The following is a 15,506-nucleotide window of genomic DNA, read 5'->3' as shown; positions in this document are numbered from 1 at the left end:
TTTATCTGAGGAAAAAGGAGGAAAAAGAGGACAGATTCTGAGGGATCCCCACAAATCTATTCCAATGTCTGCACCTCTTGATGTACCTCTGCTCGCAACGCGTGCTCAAGTCTTTCCAAAGTTTTTCGAGAGTTTGAGCCGCGTCCGCTACGCCAGTATTCCAAGCCCAGCCGCCATAGCGATAACACTCGTCGGCGTTTAAGGCTATTGCTTTGAAAACGGCGCTCATGCCCCGCCTCGCGGGCCTGCAACCCCGTTAAACAAATGATGTAATTAGCCAGAGCCGAGATCAGCAAAAGTACTTCGATTCGGCGTGGGCAGTGACTCCGATGGCGAGTGACGCCTACGCCAAAATACTCACTTTTTACATCTCTGAAGCCTTCTTCTATCTGCATGCGCTGTTTGTAAATGGCCACGATTTTCGATGGATTCCATTGATCCTCCGGCAGGTTGCTAGCCAATAACCAGGGCTCGCGTTCACGATTGGCCGATTGCCTGCTGAGTTTGTTTTTGGCGATTGATCCGGTGACACGCTGGTGTTTGCGACCTTTTGCCGAATGCCTAACGCAGTACAGATGAATGATGTGCGGAGCGCTTTGGGTCATCTCGATCCGCCCCAATGACTTCGGTGAGGACGATGCCAGAGCGTAGAGGTTTTTAACGGGTAGCCAAGTGTCTGCGTCGGCTCGGTAGAGATCCCGGTTACGCACGCGTCCCACGTAATACCAGCCTTGCGCCTCGACGGCTTTGATCCATGGCCGGCGAAAACCTGCGTCAGCCACAAGGATCGGAACGCACTCTTCGGGAAGCATTTCGGCCAGCGTTTGTAGCAATCGTTTTTGATATTTCGGACAACCCTCACGTTCATGAACGCTCTCATAGATCGGGAATGAGCGTCCCGCCAAAGGGATGGCTGCGCGCAACAAAAAGAACTCTCCAGCCGCATCAATGGGTGACCAATCAACCAGGATCAATGGATGCTTGAGCGAGCCCAACAGGGCTCGCAGCATGACCCAGTAAAACAGCGGGCGCTCGGTTTGCAGATGCCGATTACCCAGCAACCGATCCACTCGTTTGATGGTGTGTTTGGGATAGGCTTTGCTCGGTAAAAATCGACCAAGCCCCGTCAGCGTGAGCTGACGTCCTCGTAGCAATGCGCTGACACAACACATCAACGTTTTCAGGCGACGAGAGTGAACACCGGGGAGCGCTTGAGCGAGCGCGCTATGTAAGAATCGGATGGCCTGCATGGGTCGGGATCTTGTTTTGTGTGGTGCAACACAAGCTGCCGACTCATGCAGGTATCTTCAATATTCCAACTTCTTGATTTTTCGTAAGAAAATTCGGGGATTCCTCAGAATCTGTCCCCTTTTTTCTGGGATTTGAGACAGACTAATCGAGATCGGCCTGTCTTTTTAATCGCCGTCTGGTCCCCTTTTCGTGTTTCTTTGTCCCCTTTTCTTTCCATTAGGATTACGGCGCAGTGTGCGTGTGTGGCCGAGCCGTCATATCGACACCAAGTGCCTTCATGACCGCCAGGAGTGTTTTCAGAGTGGGATTACCATGCTCGCTGAAGGAACGGTATAGCTGTTCGCGCGACAGGCCTGTTTCCCTGGCCAATTCGGTCATCCCCTTAGCTCGCGCGACTACCCCCATCGCTTTGGCGATGTAACTTGCATCGCCGGTTTCCAGAGCATCGCTCATGAACTCCGCGATGGCTTCGGGAGTACTGAGGTATTCTGCGGGGTCAAATTCTGTAAAAGTCTCAGTCATTTTGTGCTCTCCACGCCTGCATTATCTGGTGGGCGGTTTCAATGTCGCGGCTCTGACTGCCTTTGTCGCCGCCACAGAGCAGAATCACCAGCACGTCGCCCTGCTGGTAGAAATACACCCTGTAGCCAGGCCCGTAGTGAATTCGTAGCTCACTGATACCATGGCCGACTGGAGCGACATCGCCAGGTAAGCCCTCTATCAGTCGATTGATCCGTGAGGTGATACGAGCTCTGCCGGTGCCATCCTTGAGCTTTTTCAGCCAGGATCGGAATTTGCTGGATTCGATCTTCTTCATGAAATGTAGTCTATAAAATACAGAAAAGGCAAGGCTGCATATTTACGGTCAAGCGTGTGCCTTGTTATTCCACTAATTAGAAAGTGAGACGGGCGACCCAGAGGTCGCCCGTTTTCGTTACTCAGCAGCTTGCGCCCGCAACCGTCTCCCAATCACGTCCATCACATCACACCCATCGCGCAACGCTATCGTTAGCATTTTGCAAAAGTCCGAAAGCACCACCGTATCGGAGCTGATATCTGAACGAAACGCGATGTTTTCCAGCAGTTGGGTCACGGTGCGAATGCGGTAATCAGCCGTTTCGAAAAGAACGTCGAGCGGGGCCTCAGTGTCGATGAGCAGGGTAGCGGGGGTACAGTCAATGCCGGTGATGGGCATGTATCTGGTCATATTCAGAGCCTCGAAAATTAATGAGTCTCTCTGTGGATCGGGTCGCCAAACCCGGTCGCTTCTTGGGCGACAACGGACTATAGACCGCCCCGTTCCAGAGCCACAAGACGCCACTTTCCGAGCTTTGTGTAGGACCTTTAGCCCTGCATCAGTCGGCTTTTTGGGCTGCCGCGGGTCAGGCACTGCAGGCGACTGCTGCGCAGTCGAGCGGGAGCAAGCTCCCTCGCCACGGGGATCGCGCTCGACTTGTGCGGGTTGGCGCATCAGCTGTGGCAGCAGCTGTGTGGCTTGGCCTCGTCGTATTTATCGTGATGCCGCACCCAGTCCATGATTTCGTCTTCGTTGCGGCCCTTGGGCGTCAGGTCGAGGTAGTTGTAGGTGCCGACCAGGATATCGAGGCCGCGGGCGTAGGTGGAGTAGGTGTGGAAGATGTCGCTGGCTTCGTTGCGGTAGAAGACGCTCAGGCCGGGGAGTTCGCCTTCGGTGGTGTCGGTTTTTTCGTAGTTGTAGGTGGCTTTTCCACCGGCGGTGTCTTCGGCTTTGAAGCTGACGCCGAAGTCGTAGTTGAAGTCGCAGCCGTTGGACGAGACCCAGTCGAAGGTCCAGCCCATGCGGCGCTTGAATGGCTGGAACTCGGCGAAGGGGGCGCGGGAGACGGCGACCACGGCCACGTCGTGGTGGGCCAGGTGTTGGTTGGCGCCGTCGATGTGGTCGGAGAGGAATGAGCAGCCCTGGCAGCCTTCTGTCCAGCCGGGGCCGAACATGAAGTGGTAGATGATCAGTTGGCTGCGGCCGCCGAACAGGTCGGCCAGGCTCAGTTCACCGTGGGGGCCTTGGAAGCGGTAGGGTTTGTCGATTTTTACCCAGGGCAGGGCGCGGCGTTCGGCGCTGAGTTTGTCTCGTTCGCGGGTGAAGGCTTTTTCGTGGGCCAGGTGTTGGCGGCGGGCGGCGAGCCACTCTTCCCGCGAGACGACCGGATGATTCTCAACATTCATGATGAATTCTCCTGCATGGCAGAGCCGCTGAGTCGGCACTTTCTGTAAGTGGTCGTCTGGCTCTGGATGAATTCGACAGGCCGTTGGTCGGTTTGTGAAATAGCTAGCCGTTAAGCTTGTAAACCGCGCGGTTGGATTCAGGGCTGCTTCGCAGCCCAACGGGGATAAATCCCCTCGCCACAATGAATTGGATAGGCCTCAAGTAAACAGCATTGCGCCCGGAAACCCGGCTGAACGGCGGCGCAGCACCTCGGTCACAACCTAGGTAGGCATCTCACTCTTCAGAGGATGGACCAGGATGACGACTTATAACTGGGACTTGATCGAAAAGTTGTTGCACGAAGTGCAGAACGGCGCCGGCCATAGTTTTACGCCTCGGCCTTATGCGGAGGAATACGCAGCTCAGAAGGCGGCGGCGGGTGAGGAAATCGAGAACCTCGATCATCTGAAAGCGGTCGCCGGGGAGTATGAAAAGTTACTGCTGGAGCGTGGCTATATCGAGCCGCGGCCAGAGGAAGAGGGCGGTAACGGCGAGAACTTCGTGCTGACGCCCCGTGGCTCGCGGTTGTTGAGCCTGATCGACAGCAGCATTCCGGGCAATGATCATCCGCGCCAGGTGCTGGATGAGCAGGACGATGCGCTGGATGAGTTCACGTTTGATGATTTGGCGTCCAAGGCGCAGATTGCCTAGGAACCAGGCACAAACCTTGTGGGAGCGAGCAAGCTCGCTCCCACATTGGATCTTCAGTGGTTTTAAGATCGTGCTGCTTTCAGGCACTTCAAGTCAGTGAAATCCTTCTTCACCCCGTCGATTTTCTTCAGCAGCCGTTCGCGCTGGGGCGGGGTGCTTTCGGCCATCAGGTCCACCAGCAGGCTGCGGGCCTGGGCTTCGGTTTTGCTGAAGGCCTCGCGATAGGCCGGGGTCCAGAGACTTTCCCGATTGACCAGCAGTTGCTCGATGCGTTTCGGGAAGTCAGGACTGTGGCGCTGGGCCACGGCTTCGCTGAACTGGTTTTGCCAGTGGGCGCGGTTGGCGATCCATTGCTGGTTCTGGTCACCCAGGGCGGTGGACCAGGCCATCACCCGTTGGTGCTGGGCTTCGTTGAGCGGGCCGAGCCAGTCGTCTAGGCGTTTGACCATGCGGTCGCTGCGCTCCTGAATCTGCTGTTGCAACGTCGGCTTGAGGTACTGCTGCTGGCGTTTGCGCTGATCCTTGACGAAGGCGGCATCCATGTCATCGACTTGGTCGTCGTTCAGGCCTTGCAGCAGTTCGATGGCCGAGGGAGTGATCTGCCGTGCGGTTTCGGCGATGGCGGCCTTGGCTTCTTGGGTACGTTGTTGCAAGGCTTCGTCGGTTACCTGGTCAGTTTTCACCATGGTCTTGAGGCGATCCAGCCAGTCGAGGTAGTCGGGCAATTGGGTTGTGCAATGCCAGGTCAGGTGGTCCTTGAGGCGTTCGTTGAACCAGTCTTTTTGCTCGCCTCTGATGTCCAGGTAATCATTGAGGGTCCAGGGGATGATCAGGTCGAGGTTGCGGTAGGCCAGGCCGATGCGGCTGCAGGCGGTGAGCGTCAGCAATAGGGCGATGAACATGGCAGTGCGGGTCAACCAGCGCGGCATGAGCGAGTCCTTGCGAAGGCGTAGGTGCTTTGTTTGAGCATCGCAGACGCGCGGCAGTTCAGCCGATTAAATGCGTAACGCTTAGTAAAAAGGGTGGGCCATCTTGAGGGTCAGCAGGCTGTCGCACTCGCTGTTGTGGCCCGAGTACGCCGAGCAACTGCTGCCGCTGAGGCTTGAGTCGCTGTAGATCAGATCCAGGTCGAGGCCCTTCCACGGACGGGAAATTTTCAACGACCAGTCGCTGAAGCTGCCGATATAACCGTTCTCCACCGAGACTGGCGTATTGAGTTGGTGGGTGGTGTATTTGGCGCTGATGCCAATGCCGAACGGCACGTTGCCGCCCAGGTCGGCGAACAGTGTGCTGTTCTGTTTGTCCGGGTCGTTGCTCAGGGCCGCGCCAAAACGGCTGCCGAGTACGGTCAGGCCGCCGTAGAACTCCTGGCTGTCGAGGGTATCGACGGTGGGGTAGCTGTAGTGGATCAGGCCGACTTCGTAGCCCAGGGTCTGGTCGAAGGGTTGTTTAAAGCCCATGTAGGAATCGACCTCAAGGTCGGCGGACGATGTCAGGCCGGCGCTGGGTGACCACTGGCCAACGTACCAGCCGCTGTCATGGCTCAGGTCCAACCCACCATGAAACGAGCCGGTGCTCGACGGCGTGACCAGGCCTTCGGCCATGCTACGGCTTGGAGTGGTGCCCAGTTTGAGATCGAAGTCGCCGAGTTCGCGTTGGAACACCTGCCCCTGGGCGAGGGGGCACGTCAGCAGGCTGATCGCCAGCGCAACAATAGGGATACGCATGCTTCACTCCATGAAATAGCGAGGAGCAGGAACTAAGCTGAAACGCTTGGGCTAGAGAGGTGAAAGCATACCGGCGAATGCTCGGCTGCGAAGGCCGTTCGTCGATTCATGGGGAATGGATAGGGCGGGGAGGGTTCCAGTCCAAGCGCTTCGAAACTCAAAGCGCTTTGGGACCAGGTGACGCGCAGGTTACTTCTTGCCCAGGCTGATCTGCTTGGACGGGCCGAATGTCTGGCCGCTGACGCCTTTGGCAATTTGCTGGATCTCGCCGCCGGACTTGAGGAACGCAGCGATCTGGTCGTTGATCGACTCGCTGGTTTCAACGGCTGGAGCTGGCTTTGCTTTGCTGTTGGATGCTTTTACGCGCATGACGGCCATTAACCTGTAGATAATTAATTGGGCCAGGCATCGTACAGGAAATACTTGACAATTGCTTGGCAAATATCCTTCTGAATTATCGCCAGCGTGACGGGAATAATCAGCCGTTATCCGGCAATAATTGCCCTAAGCCTCTGTTTTAAATAACAACCGTGTGAAGAATATTGTGCCGAGAAAGGACGGCATGCACCGTCTCCGGCCTGACGAATGGCTGTGCCTCGGACGCAAACCCAGGAAAATCAACGGTTGTGCCGGGCCTTCCAGGCAAACCTTGCCGGCGGCCACGAATCGCGCCGCAAAACCGGGTAGAATGCCGCCCACGCAATGAGGGTATTGGAAATGGCTTTAGTCGGGCGCTACAACAGTTTGCAAGTGGTTAAACACACTAACTTCGGTTTATATCTGGATGGCGGCGCGGACGGCGAAATTCTGCTGCCCAACCGTTATATCCCCAAGGATATTCCCAGCGAAGATGAAGACTGGCTCAATGTTTTTATTTATCTGGACAGCGACGACAAACTGATCGCCACCACCGAAAAACCAAAAGTGCAGGTCGGTGAGTTCGCCAGCCTGAAAGTGGTTGAGGTCAACAGCATCGGCGTGTTCCTGGACTGGGGCCTGCCCAAGGACCTGTTGCTGCCGTATTCCGAAGAAAAGCGCCAGATGACCGCCGGCGAATACTGCGTGGTGCACGTCTACCTCGACAAGCACACCCGCCGCATCACCGCCACGGCACGCCTGGATCGCTATCTGGACAAGACCCCGGCCAACTATACGCCGGGCCAGGAAGTGGATTTGCTGGTCGCCGAAGCCACCGACATGGGGTTCAAGGCGATCATCAATAACAAGCACTGGGGCTTGATCCACAAGAACGAAATCTTCAAGTTCATGCGCGCGGGCATGCAGGAAAAAGGTTTCATCAAGGAGATTCGCCCAGACGGCAAGATCAGCCTGAGCCTGCAGCCGGTGGGCCAGGAAGCTGCCACCAGCCTGAACGCCAAGATTCTCGCCAAGTTGCGAGAGAACAACGGCACCCTGGCGGTCAGCGACAAGAGCGACCCGGCGCTGATCAGCAGCCTGTTTGGCGTGAGCAAGGGCAACTTCAAGAAGGCCATTGGTGCGCTGTACAAGAATGGGCAGATTGTCATTCATGCCGATCGCATTGAATTGAGCTAACTGCACACAATTCCTGTGGCGAGGGAGCTTGCTCCCGCTGGGCTGCGAAGCAGCCCCAAACCAGCTGCACTCAATCCAAGCTAAGACACCGAGGTAGCATGTTCGAAGGGGCCGCTTCGCGCCCCAGCGGGAGCAAGCTCCCTCGCCACAGGTTGATCTTCGCTGTATACAAAATCTTGCACCTTTAGCATGCACTCGCGCCCTGTTCGTGGGCGTATGCCTGTTCCTGCGTGGTGTTTCTCTGCGCCACACACCCCGGTTTGTCTCACATTCAGCGCCTATGGCACGCATTCTGCGTGGAAACGCGTATACAAACCATGCCGGCTCCCGTGCGCAGTATGGTGAGCAGGTCGATACGGGGGCACGGCGGTACTCAAAGGAGCCCCGCAATGTCCGAGCAATTGCCCAATGGCTACAGCCCCCGCCTTTACAACGAGGACCTGGGCCCACTGCCGCAGAAATGGAATTGGTACAACATCTTCGCGTTCTGGATGAGTGATGTGCACAGCGTGGGCGGTTATGTCTTCGCCGCCAGTCTGTTCGCCTTGGGCCTGGCGAGTTGGCAGGTGCTTATCGCCTTGCTCGGCGGGATCTGCATCGTGCAGTTGATCGCCAACCTGGTCGCCAGGCCGAGCCAACAGGCGGCGGTGCCGTATCCGGTGATCTGCCGACTGGCGTTCGGGGTGTTCGGGGCGAATATTCCTGCGGTCATTCGCGGTTTGATCGCCGTGGCCTGGTATGGCATTCAGACTTACCTGGCCTCCAGCGCGCTGATCATCGTGGTGCTGCGGTTTTTTCCTTCGATGGAGGTCTACGCGACGCCGCATTTTGCCGGTTTGTCCTACCTGGGTTGGTTCGGTTTCCTCAACTTGTGGTTCGTCCAGGCGCTGGTGTTCTGGACCGGTATGGATTCGATCCGTCGTTTCATCGATTGGGCGGGGCCGGTTGTGTACGCCGTGATGTTCTTGTTGGCCGGCTGGATCGTGTGGAAGGCCGGTTGGAGCAACATCAGCTTCACCCTGGCGGAAAAGTCCTTGTCCGGTTGGCAGGCGTTCGGCCAAGTGATCGTGGCGACGGCACTGGTGGTGTCGTACTTTTCCGGTCCGACCCTGAATTTCGGCGATTTCAGCCGTTACTGCCGGAGCATGTCTGACGTGCGCAGGGGTAATTTCTGGGGATTACCGGTGAATTTCCTGGCGTTCTCCCTGGTCACCGTGGTGATTGTTTCCGGGACCTTGCCGGTGTTCGGTGAAATGCTCCACGACCCGATTGCCACCGTGGCGCGCATCGACAACGACGTGGCGGTCTTGCTGGGGGCCTTTGCCTTCGTGACGGCGACCATCGGCATCAACATTGTCGCCAACTTCGTCTCGCCGGCCTTCGACTTCGCCAACGTCGCTCCCAGCAAAATCAGCTGGCGCGCTGGTGGCATGATCGCGGCGCTGGCCTCGATTTTCATCACGCCGTGGAACCTGTTCAATAACCCTGAAGTGATCCACTACACCCTGGACGTGTTGGCGGCGTTTATCGGCCCGCTGTTCGGGATTCTGCTGGTGGATTACTACCTGATCAAAAAACAGCAGATCGACGTCGATGCGCTGTTCAATGACGGGCCGAGCGGGCGTTATTACTACAGCGGCGGCATCAACTGGACGGCGGTGAAGGCGTTGATTCCGGCGACGCTGATGGGGGTGGCGATCACCTTCACGCCGATGCTGCAACCGATGGCCAACTTTGCCTGGTTCACCGGTTGCTTCCTCGGCGGGGTGTTGTATTTCGCCTTGGCGCGACGCGAGCCGGCCACGCAGTCGAGCAAGGCGTTCAGCCCGGCTGGCCAGGCCTGATCAACGCAGGGCGGTCTCGGCGCAAGGGCTCGCCGCGCGCCGACTGGCGGGCCGCAGCAACAGGCCACCGGCCAGCACCAGGCCGCTGCCGGCAATGATCAGCGCCGGTTGCAGGCCTCCGCTGAAATGGCTGCTCAGCGCCGCCAGCAGTGGCCCGCTGAGCTGGCCCACGGCAAAGCAGGCGGTCAACAGGCCAGCGTTGCGCTGGGTGGCGTGGGGCGCCAGTTCCCGGGAGCGCAGCATCACCAACTGCATGCAGGCCAGGAACGGCGTGCCACACAGGATCACCCCCAGCGCCAGCCCCGGCCCGCTGCCCAGCAGGCAGGCAAATACCCCGACGGCTTGCAGCCAGAGCGTGCCGATCAGCCAGCGGCCGGTGGTGTTCGGGTTCGGCCGCCGCCGGCTGACCAGCAACACGCCGCTGGCGGCGGCCAGGCCGAAGCAAGGCCAGAACAGATCGGCCAGCCATTGGCCGTGGAACTGCGCCGAGGCCATCTGCGACAGGAACGTCGCCGGAATGATGTAGCCCACGCCGTACAGGGCGTACACCACGCCCAGTCGAGCGATGCCGGTGTTCGGCGAAGGGGCGGTCGGCCCAGCGACAGGTGTTGCGACGGCCGGCTGCGGCAGGATCGGCAAGATCACCAGCAACATCGCCAAGGCGACGCCGGCATACACCAGCCACAGGGTGGCGGAGGTCTGGCCCAGCAGGTTCGAGCCGAGGGCAAGCAGGCCGGTCAGGAAAATCCCCAGGCCCGGGCCGGCAAACACCAGGGCACCGAGCCGTGGCCGTCCCACCGCCGCGGCCAAGGGTTGGCTCAGGGCGGTGATCATCACCATCACCCAGGCGCTCGCCACGCCGGTGCCGAAGCGCAACGCCAGGTGCGGCCAGAAGCCCCAGGCCCAGAACGACGCCAGGGTCAGCAGCACGCACAGCCACAGGCCGCCGAGCAACCGCCGCCGCACCTGTTCCGGACGACGGGCGAACATGGCGTCCAGCGCGCCAAGGAAATACCCCAGGTAGTTGGCGGCGGCAATCAGACCGGCGGCGGTCAAGTCGACCTGACCTTCGCCGATCAAATGAGGTAACTGGGGCGTCAAGGCGAAGCGGCCAATGCCCATGGCCATCATCAGCGCGATGAAACTGCCGAGCAGGCGAATTAGAGGTGACATGGTCGTTCTCCGGTGTCGGGGCGAATGACCGTCAGGCTAGGACTGATTGACTTTCATTAAAAATGAATAATAGTGAGTAACTTGTTCTTTTTTGGAGAAGGTCATGGAGTTCAGCCAACTGCGAATTTTCCAGGCCGTGGCCGAGGAAGGTTCCATCACCCGGGCCGCCGAGCGCCTGCACCGGGTGCCGTCGAACCTGTCGACCCGGCTCAAGCAGCTTGAAGAGCAACTGGGTGTGGACCTTTTCCTGCGGGAGCGTCAGCGTTTGCAGTTGTCGCCGGCAGGAAAAGTCCTGCTGGACTACGCGGCCAAGCTGTTCGCCTTGCACGACGAGGCCCATGCCGCCGTGCAGGGTGGGCAGCCGGCCGGGGACTTCCTGCTGGGCACGATGTACAGCACGGCGGCGACGCATTTGCCGGACCTGCTGGCGGCTTATCACCGGGCGTATCCGGCGGTGAACCTGCAAGTGCAATCGGGGCCCAGTGGCGAGCTGCTTGAAGGCCTGCTCACCAACCGGCTCGACGCGGCGCTGGTGGACGGCCCGCTGGAGCTCGCGGGGTTGGATGGCGTGCCGTTGTGCGACGAGCGGTTGGTACTGATTACCGAGGCCGATCATCCGCCGGTTCGCAGTGCCCTGGATGTGCAGGGCCGCGCTGTGTTCACGTTCCGGCGTGGTTGTTCGTACCGGATGCGATTAGAGGCCTGGTTTGCCCATGATCACGCGACCATGGGCCGGGCGATGGAAATCGAGTCTTACCAGGGGATGCTGGCGTGTGTGATCGCCGGGTCCGGGGTGGCGTTGATGTCCGAGTCGATGCTGGCCAGCCTGCCGGGCCGCGAGCGGGTATCGGTGCATTCGCTGGCCGAGCCGTTCGCCAGTGCCACCACGTGGCTGATGTGGCGCAAAGGCATGGTCGGGGCCAACCTCAACGCTTGGATTGAATTGCAACAACAGGCCTGGCCGCGAACGCCCATGACGACGGCGCAATCGGCTTGAACTCCGGGAGGTGGATTTGGATCAATTCAGTAACAGATCATTGCAAACTGAGACGAGCATTGCGTAGAACATCGGACTATTATCAGTGCGAAGGGGCCACAGTAATTTGCCGCTCGTACCACCCTGAGGGGGCACCACGATGAAAGAGAAAATCCAGAATTGGCTTCATGACCTGGGTGTCGCGCTTGGCCTGATCGAGCCACCGATGCAACCGATACCGATCCGCACCGATGACGAGCAACGCCGCCGCCAACCGCGCCGCCGGTAACTACACCGCAGAATTTGGAGAGATCGCAGTCTTCGACCGTTTCAAACGAGACGGCCGAGGACTGCGATCTTTTATTTTGTATGCAATCTGTGGCGAGGGAGCTTGCTCCCGCTGGGCTGCGAAGCAGACCCCATCAGCACCTGAGCCCTTTCTGACACACCGAGGCGCCTGGCTTTGGGCGCGCTTCGCGCACCAGCGGGAGCAAGTTCCCTCGCCACGGGTACTGCGTCGTACCGGTTAGATCGCCTTGGCCACCGCACTCGGCCGTGGCGACAGCACACTCACCAGCACAAAACTCACCAGCGCCACGCTCAGGCTGTAGTAGATCGGCGTGTTGGCGTCCAGGCCATCCTTGAGCATGAAGAACAGCGCGGTCAGGAAGCCCAGCGACATGCTGGTGATCGCGCCGGCGGTGGTGGCGCGTTTCCAGTAGATGGCGCCGATCAGCGGGATCAGCATGCCGCCCACCAGCAGGTTGTAGGCCAGGGTCAGGGCGCTGATGACGTCGCTGACCACCAGGGCGATCACCAGGACTACCGCGCCCATCAGCAGGGTCGCGATGCGGTTCTCGTGAACGTCGCCACTGCCGCTTTCACGGCCCTGGCGCAGACGGGGCAGCAAGTCCTGGACCACCGTGGTGGACGCCGCGAGCAGGCCCGCTGCGGCGGTGGACATCAAGGCTGCCAGGGCCGCGGCGATCACCAGGCCGCGAATGCCGTTGGGCAGGCTGGTCTGGACGATGCTGGCGAAGGCGTTGTTGACGTTTTCCAGGTCCGGCAGCAATACCTTGGCCGCCATGCCGATCAACGCACCGGCCAGGCCGTACAGCACGCAGTACAGGCCGGCGGCGGTGCCGGCCACTTTGGCCACGCCTTCACTGCGAGCGGTGAATACCCGCTGCCAGATGTCCTGGCCGATGAAGATGCCGAAGAAGTAGATCAGGAAGTAGGTGAGGATGGTGTCCCCGCCAATCGCGGTGAAATCGAAGTAATTGGCCGGCAATGCCGCCACCATCGCATCCCAGCCACCGGCATCGACGATGGACATCGGCATCAGCAGGAACACCAGGCCAACGGTCATGATCAGGAATTGCACGATGTCGGTGAGGGTCAGCGACCACATGCCGCCGATGGTGGAATACAGCACCACCACGCCACCGCCCACCAGGATCGACACCCAGAACGGCAAGCCGAACAGCACCTGCATCACGGTGCCGATGGCGATGGTCGAGGTGGCGCCGATCATCAGTGCGTAAACCAGCATGATCAGCGCACTGGCCTGGCGCGCGGCCGGGTTGTAGCGGCGCTCCAGCACCTGGGTCACGGTGTAGATCTTGAGCTTGAGCAACGGCTTGGCGAGGAACAGGCTCAGGCCGACGATGCCCAGGCCGATGGCGCCGCACAGCCAGAAACCGGAAATGCCATAGACATAACCCAGGCGCACGGTGCCAATGGTGGACGCGCCGCCCAGGACGGTGGCAGCCATGGTGCCCAGATAAAAGCCCGGGCCGAGATTGCGCCCGGCGACCAGGTAGTCGTCACGGGTTTTAGCGCGGCGCATGCCGTACCAGCCGAGGGCGATCATGCCAGTGGCGTAGAGAAGAACGACGATTAAGTCCAAAGCCATGATGGCGTGTCTCCGATTGTCTTTTTTATAGGAAGTCGGGGTGATGCCCTCCCTGGCACCGCGCCCTCAGTGCGAACGTGCTTGTGTGGCGAGGGAGCTTGCTCCCGCTGGGCTGCGAAGCAGCCCTTGATAGCGACTGCTGCGCAGTCGAGCGGGAGCAAGCTCCCTCGCCACAGGGGGTTTGTTGGCTCGGGTCAGACGGTCTGCCTGAGGGAGGGGCTATCGATTGACACCGAAGAGCCTTTGCTCCGCGGATCATCCGGCCCGTACACCGCCGCCGGTTCCGGGAATAACCCAAGCAGCACCAGGTACACCACCGAGGCCAACCCCAGGGTCACCGGCAGGCTGATGTCGATCCCACCGGCCAGTTCCCCCAGCGGCCCGACGAACTGCCCCGGCAGGTTGACGAAGCACAACCCCACCAATGCGCTGGGAATCCACGCCCCGAGGCCGCGCCAGTTCCAGCCATGGCTGAACCAGTAGCGCCCGCCGGTTTCGCCGCGGGTGAACACTTGCAGGTCGTCCGGGCAGTAGAAGCCGCGGCGCACCAACAGGCCGATGATCATGATCACCATCCACGGTGTGGTGCAGGTGATGATCAGCACGGCGAAGGTCGAGACGCTCTGCACCAGGTTCGCCGCGAAGCGCCCGATGAAGATGAACGCAATCGACAGCACGCCGATCAGCAGCGTCGCCTTGACCCGCGACAGCACCCGTGGGAACACGCTGGACATGTCCAGGCCGGTGCCGTACAGCGACGTGGTGCCGGTGGACATGCCGCCGATCACCGCGATCAGGCACACCGGCAGGAAGAACCAGCTCGGCGAAACCGCCAGCAGGCCGCCCACGTAGTTGTTGGCCGCGATGTAGTCCGGCGCCTTGATCGCCACGATGGTGGCGGTGGCGAGGCCGAACAGGAACGGGATCAACGTCGCCAGCTGCGCAGCGATCACCGCCAGCATGATGCGGCGCTTGGGCGTGTTGCGGGGGATGTAGCGCGACCAGTCACCCAGGAACGCACCGAAGGAAATCGGGTTGCTCATGGCCACCAGCGCCGCGCCGATAAACGCCGCCCAGAAGCCCGGCTGGCCGAGGCTGACGGTGCCGGCGAACTGGCTGTCGAAGGTCGGTGCGAAAGCCAGGATACCCAGCAAAAACAGCAGGCTGGCGGCCCATACGGCGATGCGGTTGACCCACAGCATGAAGCGGAAGCCGTAGATGCACACCGTCAACACCAGCAGGGCAAACAGGCCGTAGGCCAGGCCCAGGCTCAGGTCGGTTTCCGGCACGCCGATCAGCCGCTTGGCGCCGCCGATCAACGCGTCCCCCGAACTCCACACCGACAGCGAGAAGAACGCGATGGCGGTCAGCAACGAGAGGAACGAGCCGACGATCCGCCCGTGCACGCCGAAGTGCGCACCGGAAGAAACCGCGTTGTTGGTGCCGTTGAGCGGGCCGAACAGACCCATGGGCGCGAGGATGATCGAACCCACCAGGACGCCCAGCACAATGGCCCAGACCCCGGCCTGGAATGACAGGCCGAACAGCACTGGGAAACTGCCGAGCACGGCGGTGGCGAAGGTATTGGCGCCGCCGAAGATCAGGCGAAACAGATCGCCCGGGCCGGCGGTTCGCTCGTGGTCCGGGATCTGTTCGACCCCGAAGGTTTCAATTTGCGTAAGGCTGTTGTCGTTATTGTTATGCATGATCTGCTCCGATCATAAAGGCGCGCCCGTCGTGTGCGGGCGTCACCTGTTGCTAAGGGATTGGCAGCCCTTCCGGCATTGCGGACAAATGTTCGTGGCAGGCCAGCCATAGGCCTTGTTGTTCTTGGCGAAACACAATGGTTTCGCGCTCCTGGCTAAAGTGAAGCTCCCCTTGCATGCGCAGCTCGGTGGCCACGTCATGGATGAAAATCGCCACGTCCCCTTGCAGGCTGACGAAGGCGTTGCTCGAGGTGCAATTGAGCACCTCGAAGCCATCCTCGGACCGCCAGCGATCCCACAACGCCTGGTAGGCATCGCGTGACAGCAGGGGCTGTTCGAGGGTGTGGAACACGAAACTCGCATCGGTGGTGAACGCGCCGAAGTAGGCGTCGCGGTCATTACGGGCGAAGGCCGACACCAGATCGGCGGCGGCCTTGAGAACCTGCTGTTGTTCGTTCATGGGCGCA

The 15,506-nt window shown here is 60.0% G+C and carries 17 protein-coding genes; 5 read left to right on the top strand and 12 right to left on the bottom strand.

Features of this window, described 5'->3' with window-relative positions; genetic code table 11:
• Positions 1 to 56: 56 nt before the first annotated feature.
• The 5 genes from TK06_RS13425 to TK06_RS13405 form a co-directional block, all read right to left on the bottom strand.
• Positions 57 to 1,250, bottom strand: a complete 1,194-nt coding sequence (locus TK06_RS13425) for an IS4 family transposase (RefSeq protein WP_063322460.1) — start codon at positions 1,248 to 1,250, stop codon at positions 57 to 59.
• Between the two features lie 223 nt (positions 1,251 to 1,473).
• On the bottom strand, positions 1,474 to 1,773 hold the full coding sequence (locus tag TK06_RS13420; protein WP_063322459.1) for an addiction module antidote protein: 300 nt from the start codon (positions 1,771 to 1,773) through the stop codon (positions 1,474 to 1,476).
• The gene (locus TK06_RS13415; protein ID WP_063322458.1) at positions 1,766 to 2,068 is read right to left on the bottom strand and encodes a type II toxin-antitoxin system RelE/ParE family toxin; all 303 of its coding nucleotides are present in this window, start codon (positions 2,066 to 2,068) and stop codon (positions 1,766 to 1,768) included. Before TK06_RS13415 ends, TK06_RS13420 begins: the two co-directional genes overlap by 8 nt.
• 117 nt (positions 2,069 to 2,185) lie before the next feature.
• Positions 2,186 to 2,458, bottom strand: a complete 273-nt coding sequence (locus TK06_RS13410) for a hypothetical protein (RefSeq protein WP_003184161.1) — start codon at positions 2,456 to 2,458, stop codon at positions 2,186 to 2,188.
• A 263-nt stretch (positions 2,459 to 2,721) separates the two neighbouring features.
• Entirely contained in the window at positions 2,722 to 3,453 is a 732-nt protein-coding gene (locus TK06_RS13405) for a DUF899 domain-containing protein (RefSeq protein WP_063322457.1), read from the bottom strand.
• Between the two features lie 298 nt (positions 3,454 to 3,751).
• Between TK06_RS13405 and TK06_RS13400 the strand changes: the two genes are divergently transcribed.
• Entirely contained in the window at positions 3,752 to 4,144 is a 393-nt protein-coding gene (locus TK06_RS13400) for a hypothetical protein (RefSeq protein ID WP_063322456.1), read from the top strand.
• A gap of 62 nt (positions 4,145 to 4,206) precedes the next feature.
• Here TK06_RS13400 and TK06_RS13395 read toward each other — a convergent pair whose 3' ends face one another.
• The 3 genes from TK06_RS13395 to TK06_RS13385 all read right to left on the bottom strand — a co-directional run bounded on the left by TK06_RS13395 (position 4,207) and on the right by TK06_RS13385 (position 6,249).
• Entirely contained in the window at positions 4,207 to 5,073 is an 867-nt protein-coding gene (locus TK06_RS13395; protein WP_063322455.1) for a DUF6279 family lipoprotein, read from the bottom strand.
• A gap of 81 nt (positions 5,074 to 5,154) precedes the next feature.
• Complete coding sequence (locus TK06_RS13390; protein WP_063322454.1) at positions 5,155 to 5,871, bottom strand: TorF family putative porin; 717 nt, start codon at positions 5,869 to 5,871, stop codon at positions 5,155 to 5,157.
• A gap of 189 nt (positions 5,872 to 6,060) precedes the next feature.
• Positions 6,061 to 6,249, bottom strand: a complete 189-nt coding sequence (locus TK06_RS13385) for a hypothetical protein (RefSeq protein ID WP_018607615.1) — start codon at positions 6,247 to 6,249, stop codon at positions 6,061 to 6,063.
• A gap of 339 nt (positions 6,250 to 6,588) precedes the next feature.
• On the opposite strand from TK06_RS13385, the gene TK06_RS13380 reads away from it, so the two are divergent.
• Together TK06_RS13380 and TK06_RS13375 are read left to right on the top strand one after the other, a co-directional pair.
• Complete coding sequence (locus TK06_RS13380) at positions 6,589 to 7,425, top strand: CvfB family protein (protein WP_060738695.1); 837 nt, start codon at positions 6,589 to 6,591, stop codon at positions 7,423 to 7,425.
• A gap of 389 nt (positions 7,426 to 7,814) precedes the next feature.
• Positions 7,815 to 9,269 (top strand): NCS1 family nucleobase:cation symporter-1, encoded by a 1,455-nt coding sequence (locus TK06_RS13375; RefSeq protein WP_063322453.1) that lies wholly within the window; start codon positions 7,815 to 7,817, stop codon positions 9,267 to 9,269.
• Here TK06_RS13375 and TK06_RS13370 read toward each other — a convergent pair whose 3' ends face one another.
• Positions 9,270 to 10,442 carry an MFS transporter gene (locus TK06_RS13370; protein WP_063322452.1) on the bottom strand — a complete coding sequence of 391 codons (1,173 nt, stop codon included), beginning with the start codon at positions 10,440 to 10,442 and terminating at the stop codon, positions 9,270 to 9,272.
• Positions 10,443 to 10,545: 103 nt separating this feature from the next.
• Between TK06_RS13370 and ptrR the strand changes: the two genes are divergently transcribed.
• Together ptrR and TK06_RS33215 are read left to right on the top strand one after the other, a co-directional pair.
• Positions 10,546 to 11,439, top strand: a complete 894-nt coding sequence (gene ptrR, locus TK06_RS13365; RefSeq protein ID WP_063322451.1) for a putrescine utilization regulator PtrR — start codon at positions 10,546 to 10,548, stop codon at positions 11,437 to 11,439.
• 139 nt (positions 11,440 to 11,578) lie between these two features.
• A complete protein-coding gene (locus tag TK06_RS33215; protein WP_256222727.1) occupies positions 11,579 to 11,707 on the top strand; it encodes a PA1414 family protein in 129 nt (42 codons plus the stop codon).
• A 237-nt stretch (positions 11,708 to 11,944) separates the two neighbouring features.
• Here TK06_RS33215 and TK06_RS13360 read toward each other — a convergent pair whose 3' ends face one another.
• The 3 genes from TK06_RS13360 to TK06_RS13350 all read right to left on the bottom strand — a co-directional run bounded on the left by TK06_RS13360 (position 11,945) and on the right by TK06_RS13350 (position 15,499).
• Positions 11,945 to 13,333, bottom strand: coding sequence for a sodium:solute symporter (locus TK06_RS13360; RefSeq protein ID WP_063322450.1), 1,389 nt, complete (start codon positions 13,331 to 13,333; stop codon positions 11,945 to 11,947).
• A gap of 194 nt (positions 13,334 to 13,527) precedes the next feature.
• Positions 13,528 to 15,042 (bottom strand): purine-cytosine permease family protein, encoded by a 1,515-nt coding sequence (locus TK06_RS13355; RefSeq protein ID WP_238992632.1) that lies wholly within the window; start codon positions 15,040 to 15,042, stop codon positions 13,528 to 13,530.
• A 49-nt stretch (positions 15,043 to 15,091) separates the two neighbouring features.
• The gene (locus TK06_RS13350; protein ID WP_063322448.1) at positions 15,092 to 15,499 is read right to left on the bottom strand and encodes a YybH family protein; all 408 of its coding nucleotides are present in this window, start codon (positions 15,497 to 15,499) and stop codon (positions 15,092 to 15,094) included.
• Between the last annotated feature and the right edge of the window lie 7 nt (positions 15,500 to 15,506).

It is taken from the genome of Pseudomonas fluorescens, assembly GCF_001623525.1.
Classification (GTDB): Bacteria; Pseudomonadota; Gammaproteobacteria; order Pseudomonadales; family Pseudomonadaceae; genus Aquipseudomonas; species Aquipseudomonas fluorescens_Q.
The sequence above is the reverse complement of the archived record's forward strand: the minus strand, read 5'-3'. Positions and strand labels throughout refer to the sequence as shown.

Excerpts from the sequence above, each read along its gene's own strand:
- TK06_RS13425 (WP_063322460.1), bottom strand. The coding sequence starts at position 1,250 with ATGCAGGCCATCCGATTCTTACATAGCGCGCTCGCTCAAGCGCTCCCC.
- TK06_RS13420 (WP_063322459.1), bottom strand. The coding sequence starts at position 1,773 with ATGACTGAGACTTTTACAGAATTTGACCCCGCAGAATACCTCAGTACT.
- TK06_RS13415 (WP_063322458.1), bottom strand. The coding sequence starts at position 2,068 with ATGAAGAAGATCGAATCCAGCAAATTCCGATCCTGGCTGAAAAAGCTC.
- TK06_RS13410 (WP_003184161.1), bottom strand. The coding sequence starts at position 2,458 with ATGACCAGATACATGCCCATCACCGGCATTGACTGTACCCCCGCTACC.
- TK06_RS13405 (WP_063322457.1), bottom strand. The coding sequence starts at position 3,453 with ATGAATGTTGAGAATCATCCGGTCGTCTCGCGGGAAGAGTGGCTCGCC.
- TK06_RS13400 (WP_063322456.1), top strand. The coding sequence starts at position 3,752 with ATGACGACTTATAACTGGGACTTGATCGAAAAGTTGTTGCACGAAGTG.
- TK06_RS13395 (WP_063322455.1), bottom strand. The coding sequence starts at position 5,073 with ATGCCGCGCTGGTTGACCCGCACTGCCATGTTCATCGCCCTATTGCTG.
- TK06_RS13390 (WP_063322454.1), bottom strand. The coding sequence starts at position 5,871 with ATGCGTATCCCTATTGTTGCGCTGGCGATCAGCCTGCTGACGTGCCCC.
- TK06_RS13385 (WP_018607615.1), bottom strand. The coding sequence starts at position 6,249 with ATGGCCGTCATGCGCGTAAAAGCATCCAACAGCAAAGCAAAGCCAGCT.
- TK06_RS13380 (WP_060738695.1), top strand. The coding sequence starts at position 6,589 with ATGGCTTTAGTCGGGCGCTACAACAGTTTGCAAGTGGTTAAACACACT.
- TK06_RS13375 (WP_063322453.1), top strand. The coding sequence starts at position 7,815 with ATGTCCGAGCAATTGCCCAATGGCTACAGCCCCCGCCTTTACAACGAG.
- TK06_RS13370 (WP_063322452.1), bottom strand. The coding sequence starts at position 10,442 with ATGTCACCTCTAATTCGCCTGCTCGGCAGTTTCATCGCGCTGATGATG.
- ptrR (WP_063322451.1), top strand. The coding sequence starts at position 10,546 with ATGGAGTTCAGCCAACTGCGAATTTTCCAGGCCGTGGCCGAGGAAGGT.
- TK06_RS33215 (WP_256222727.1), top strand. The coding sequence starts at position 11,579 with ATGAAAGAGAAAATCCAGAATTGGCTTCATGACCTGGGTGTCGCGCTT.
- TK06_RS13360 (WP_063322450.1), bottom strand. The coding sequence starts at position 13,333 with ATGGCTTTGGACTTAATCGTCGTTCTTCTCTACGCCACTGGCATGATC.
- TK06_RS13350 (WP_063322448.1), bottom strand. The coding sequence starts at position 15,499 with ATGAACGAACAACAGCAGGTTCTCAAGGCCGCCGCCGATCTGGTGTCG.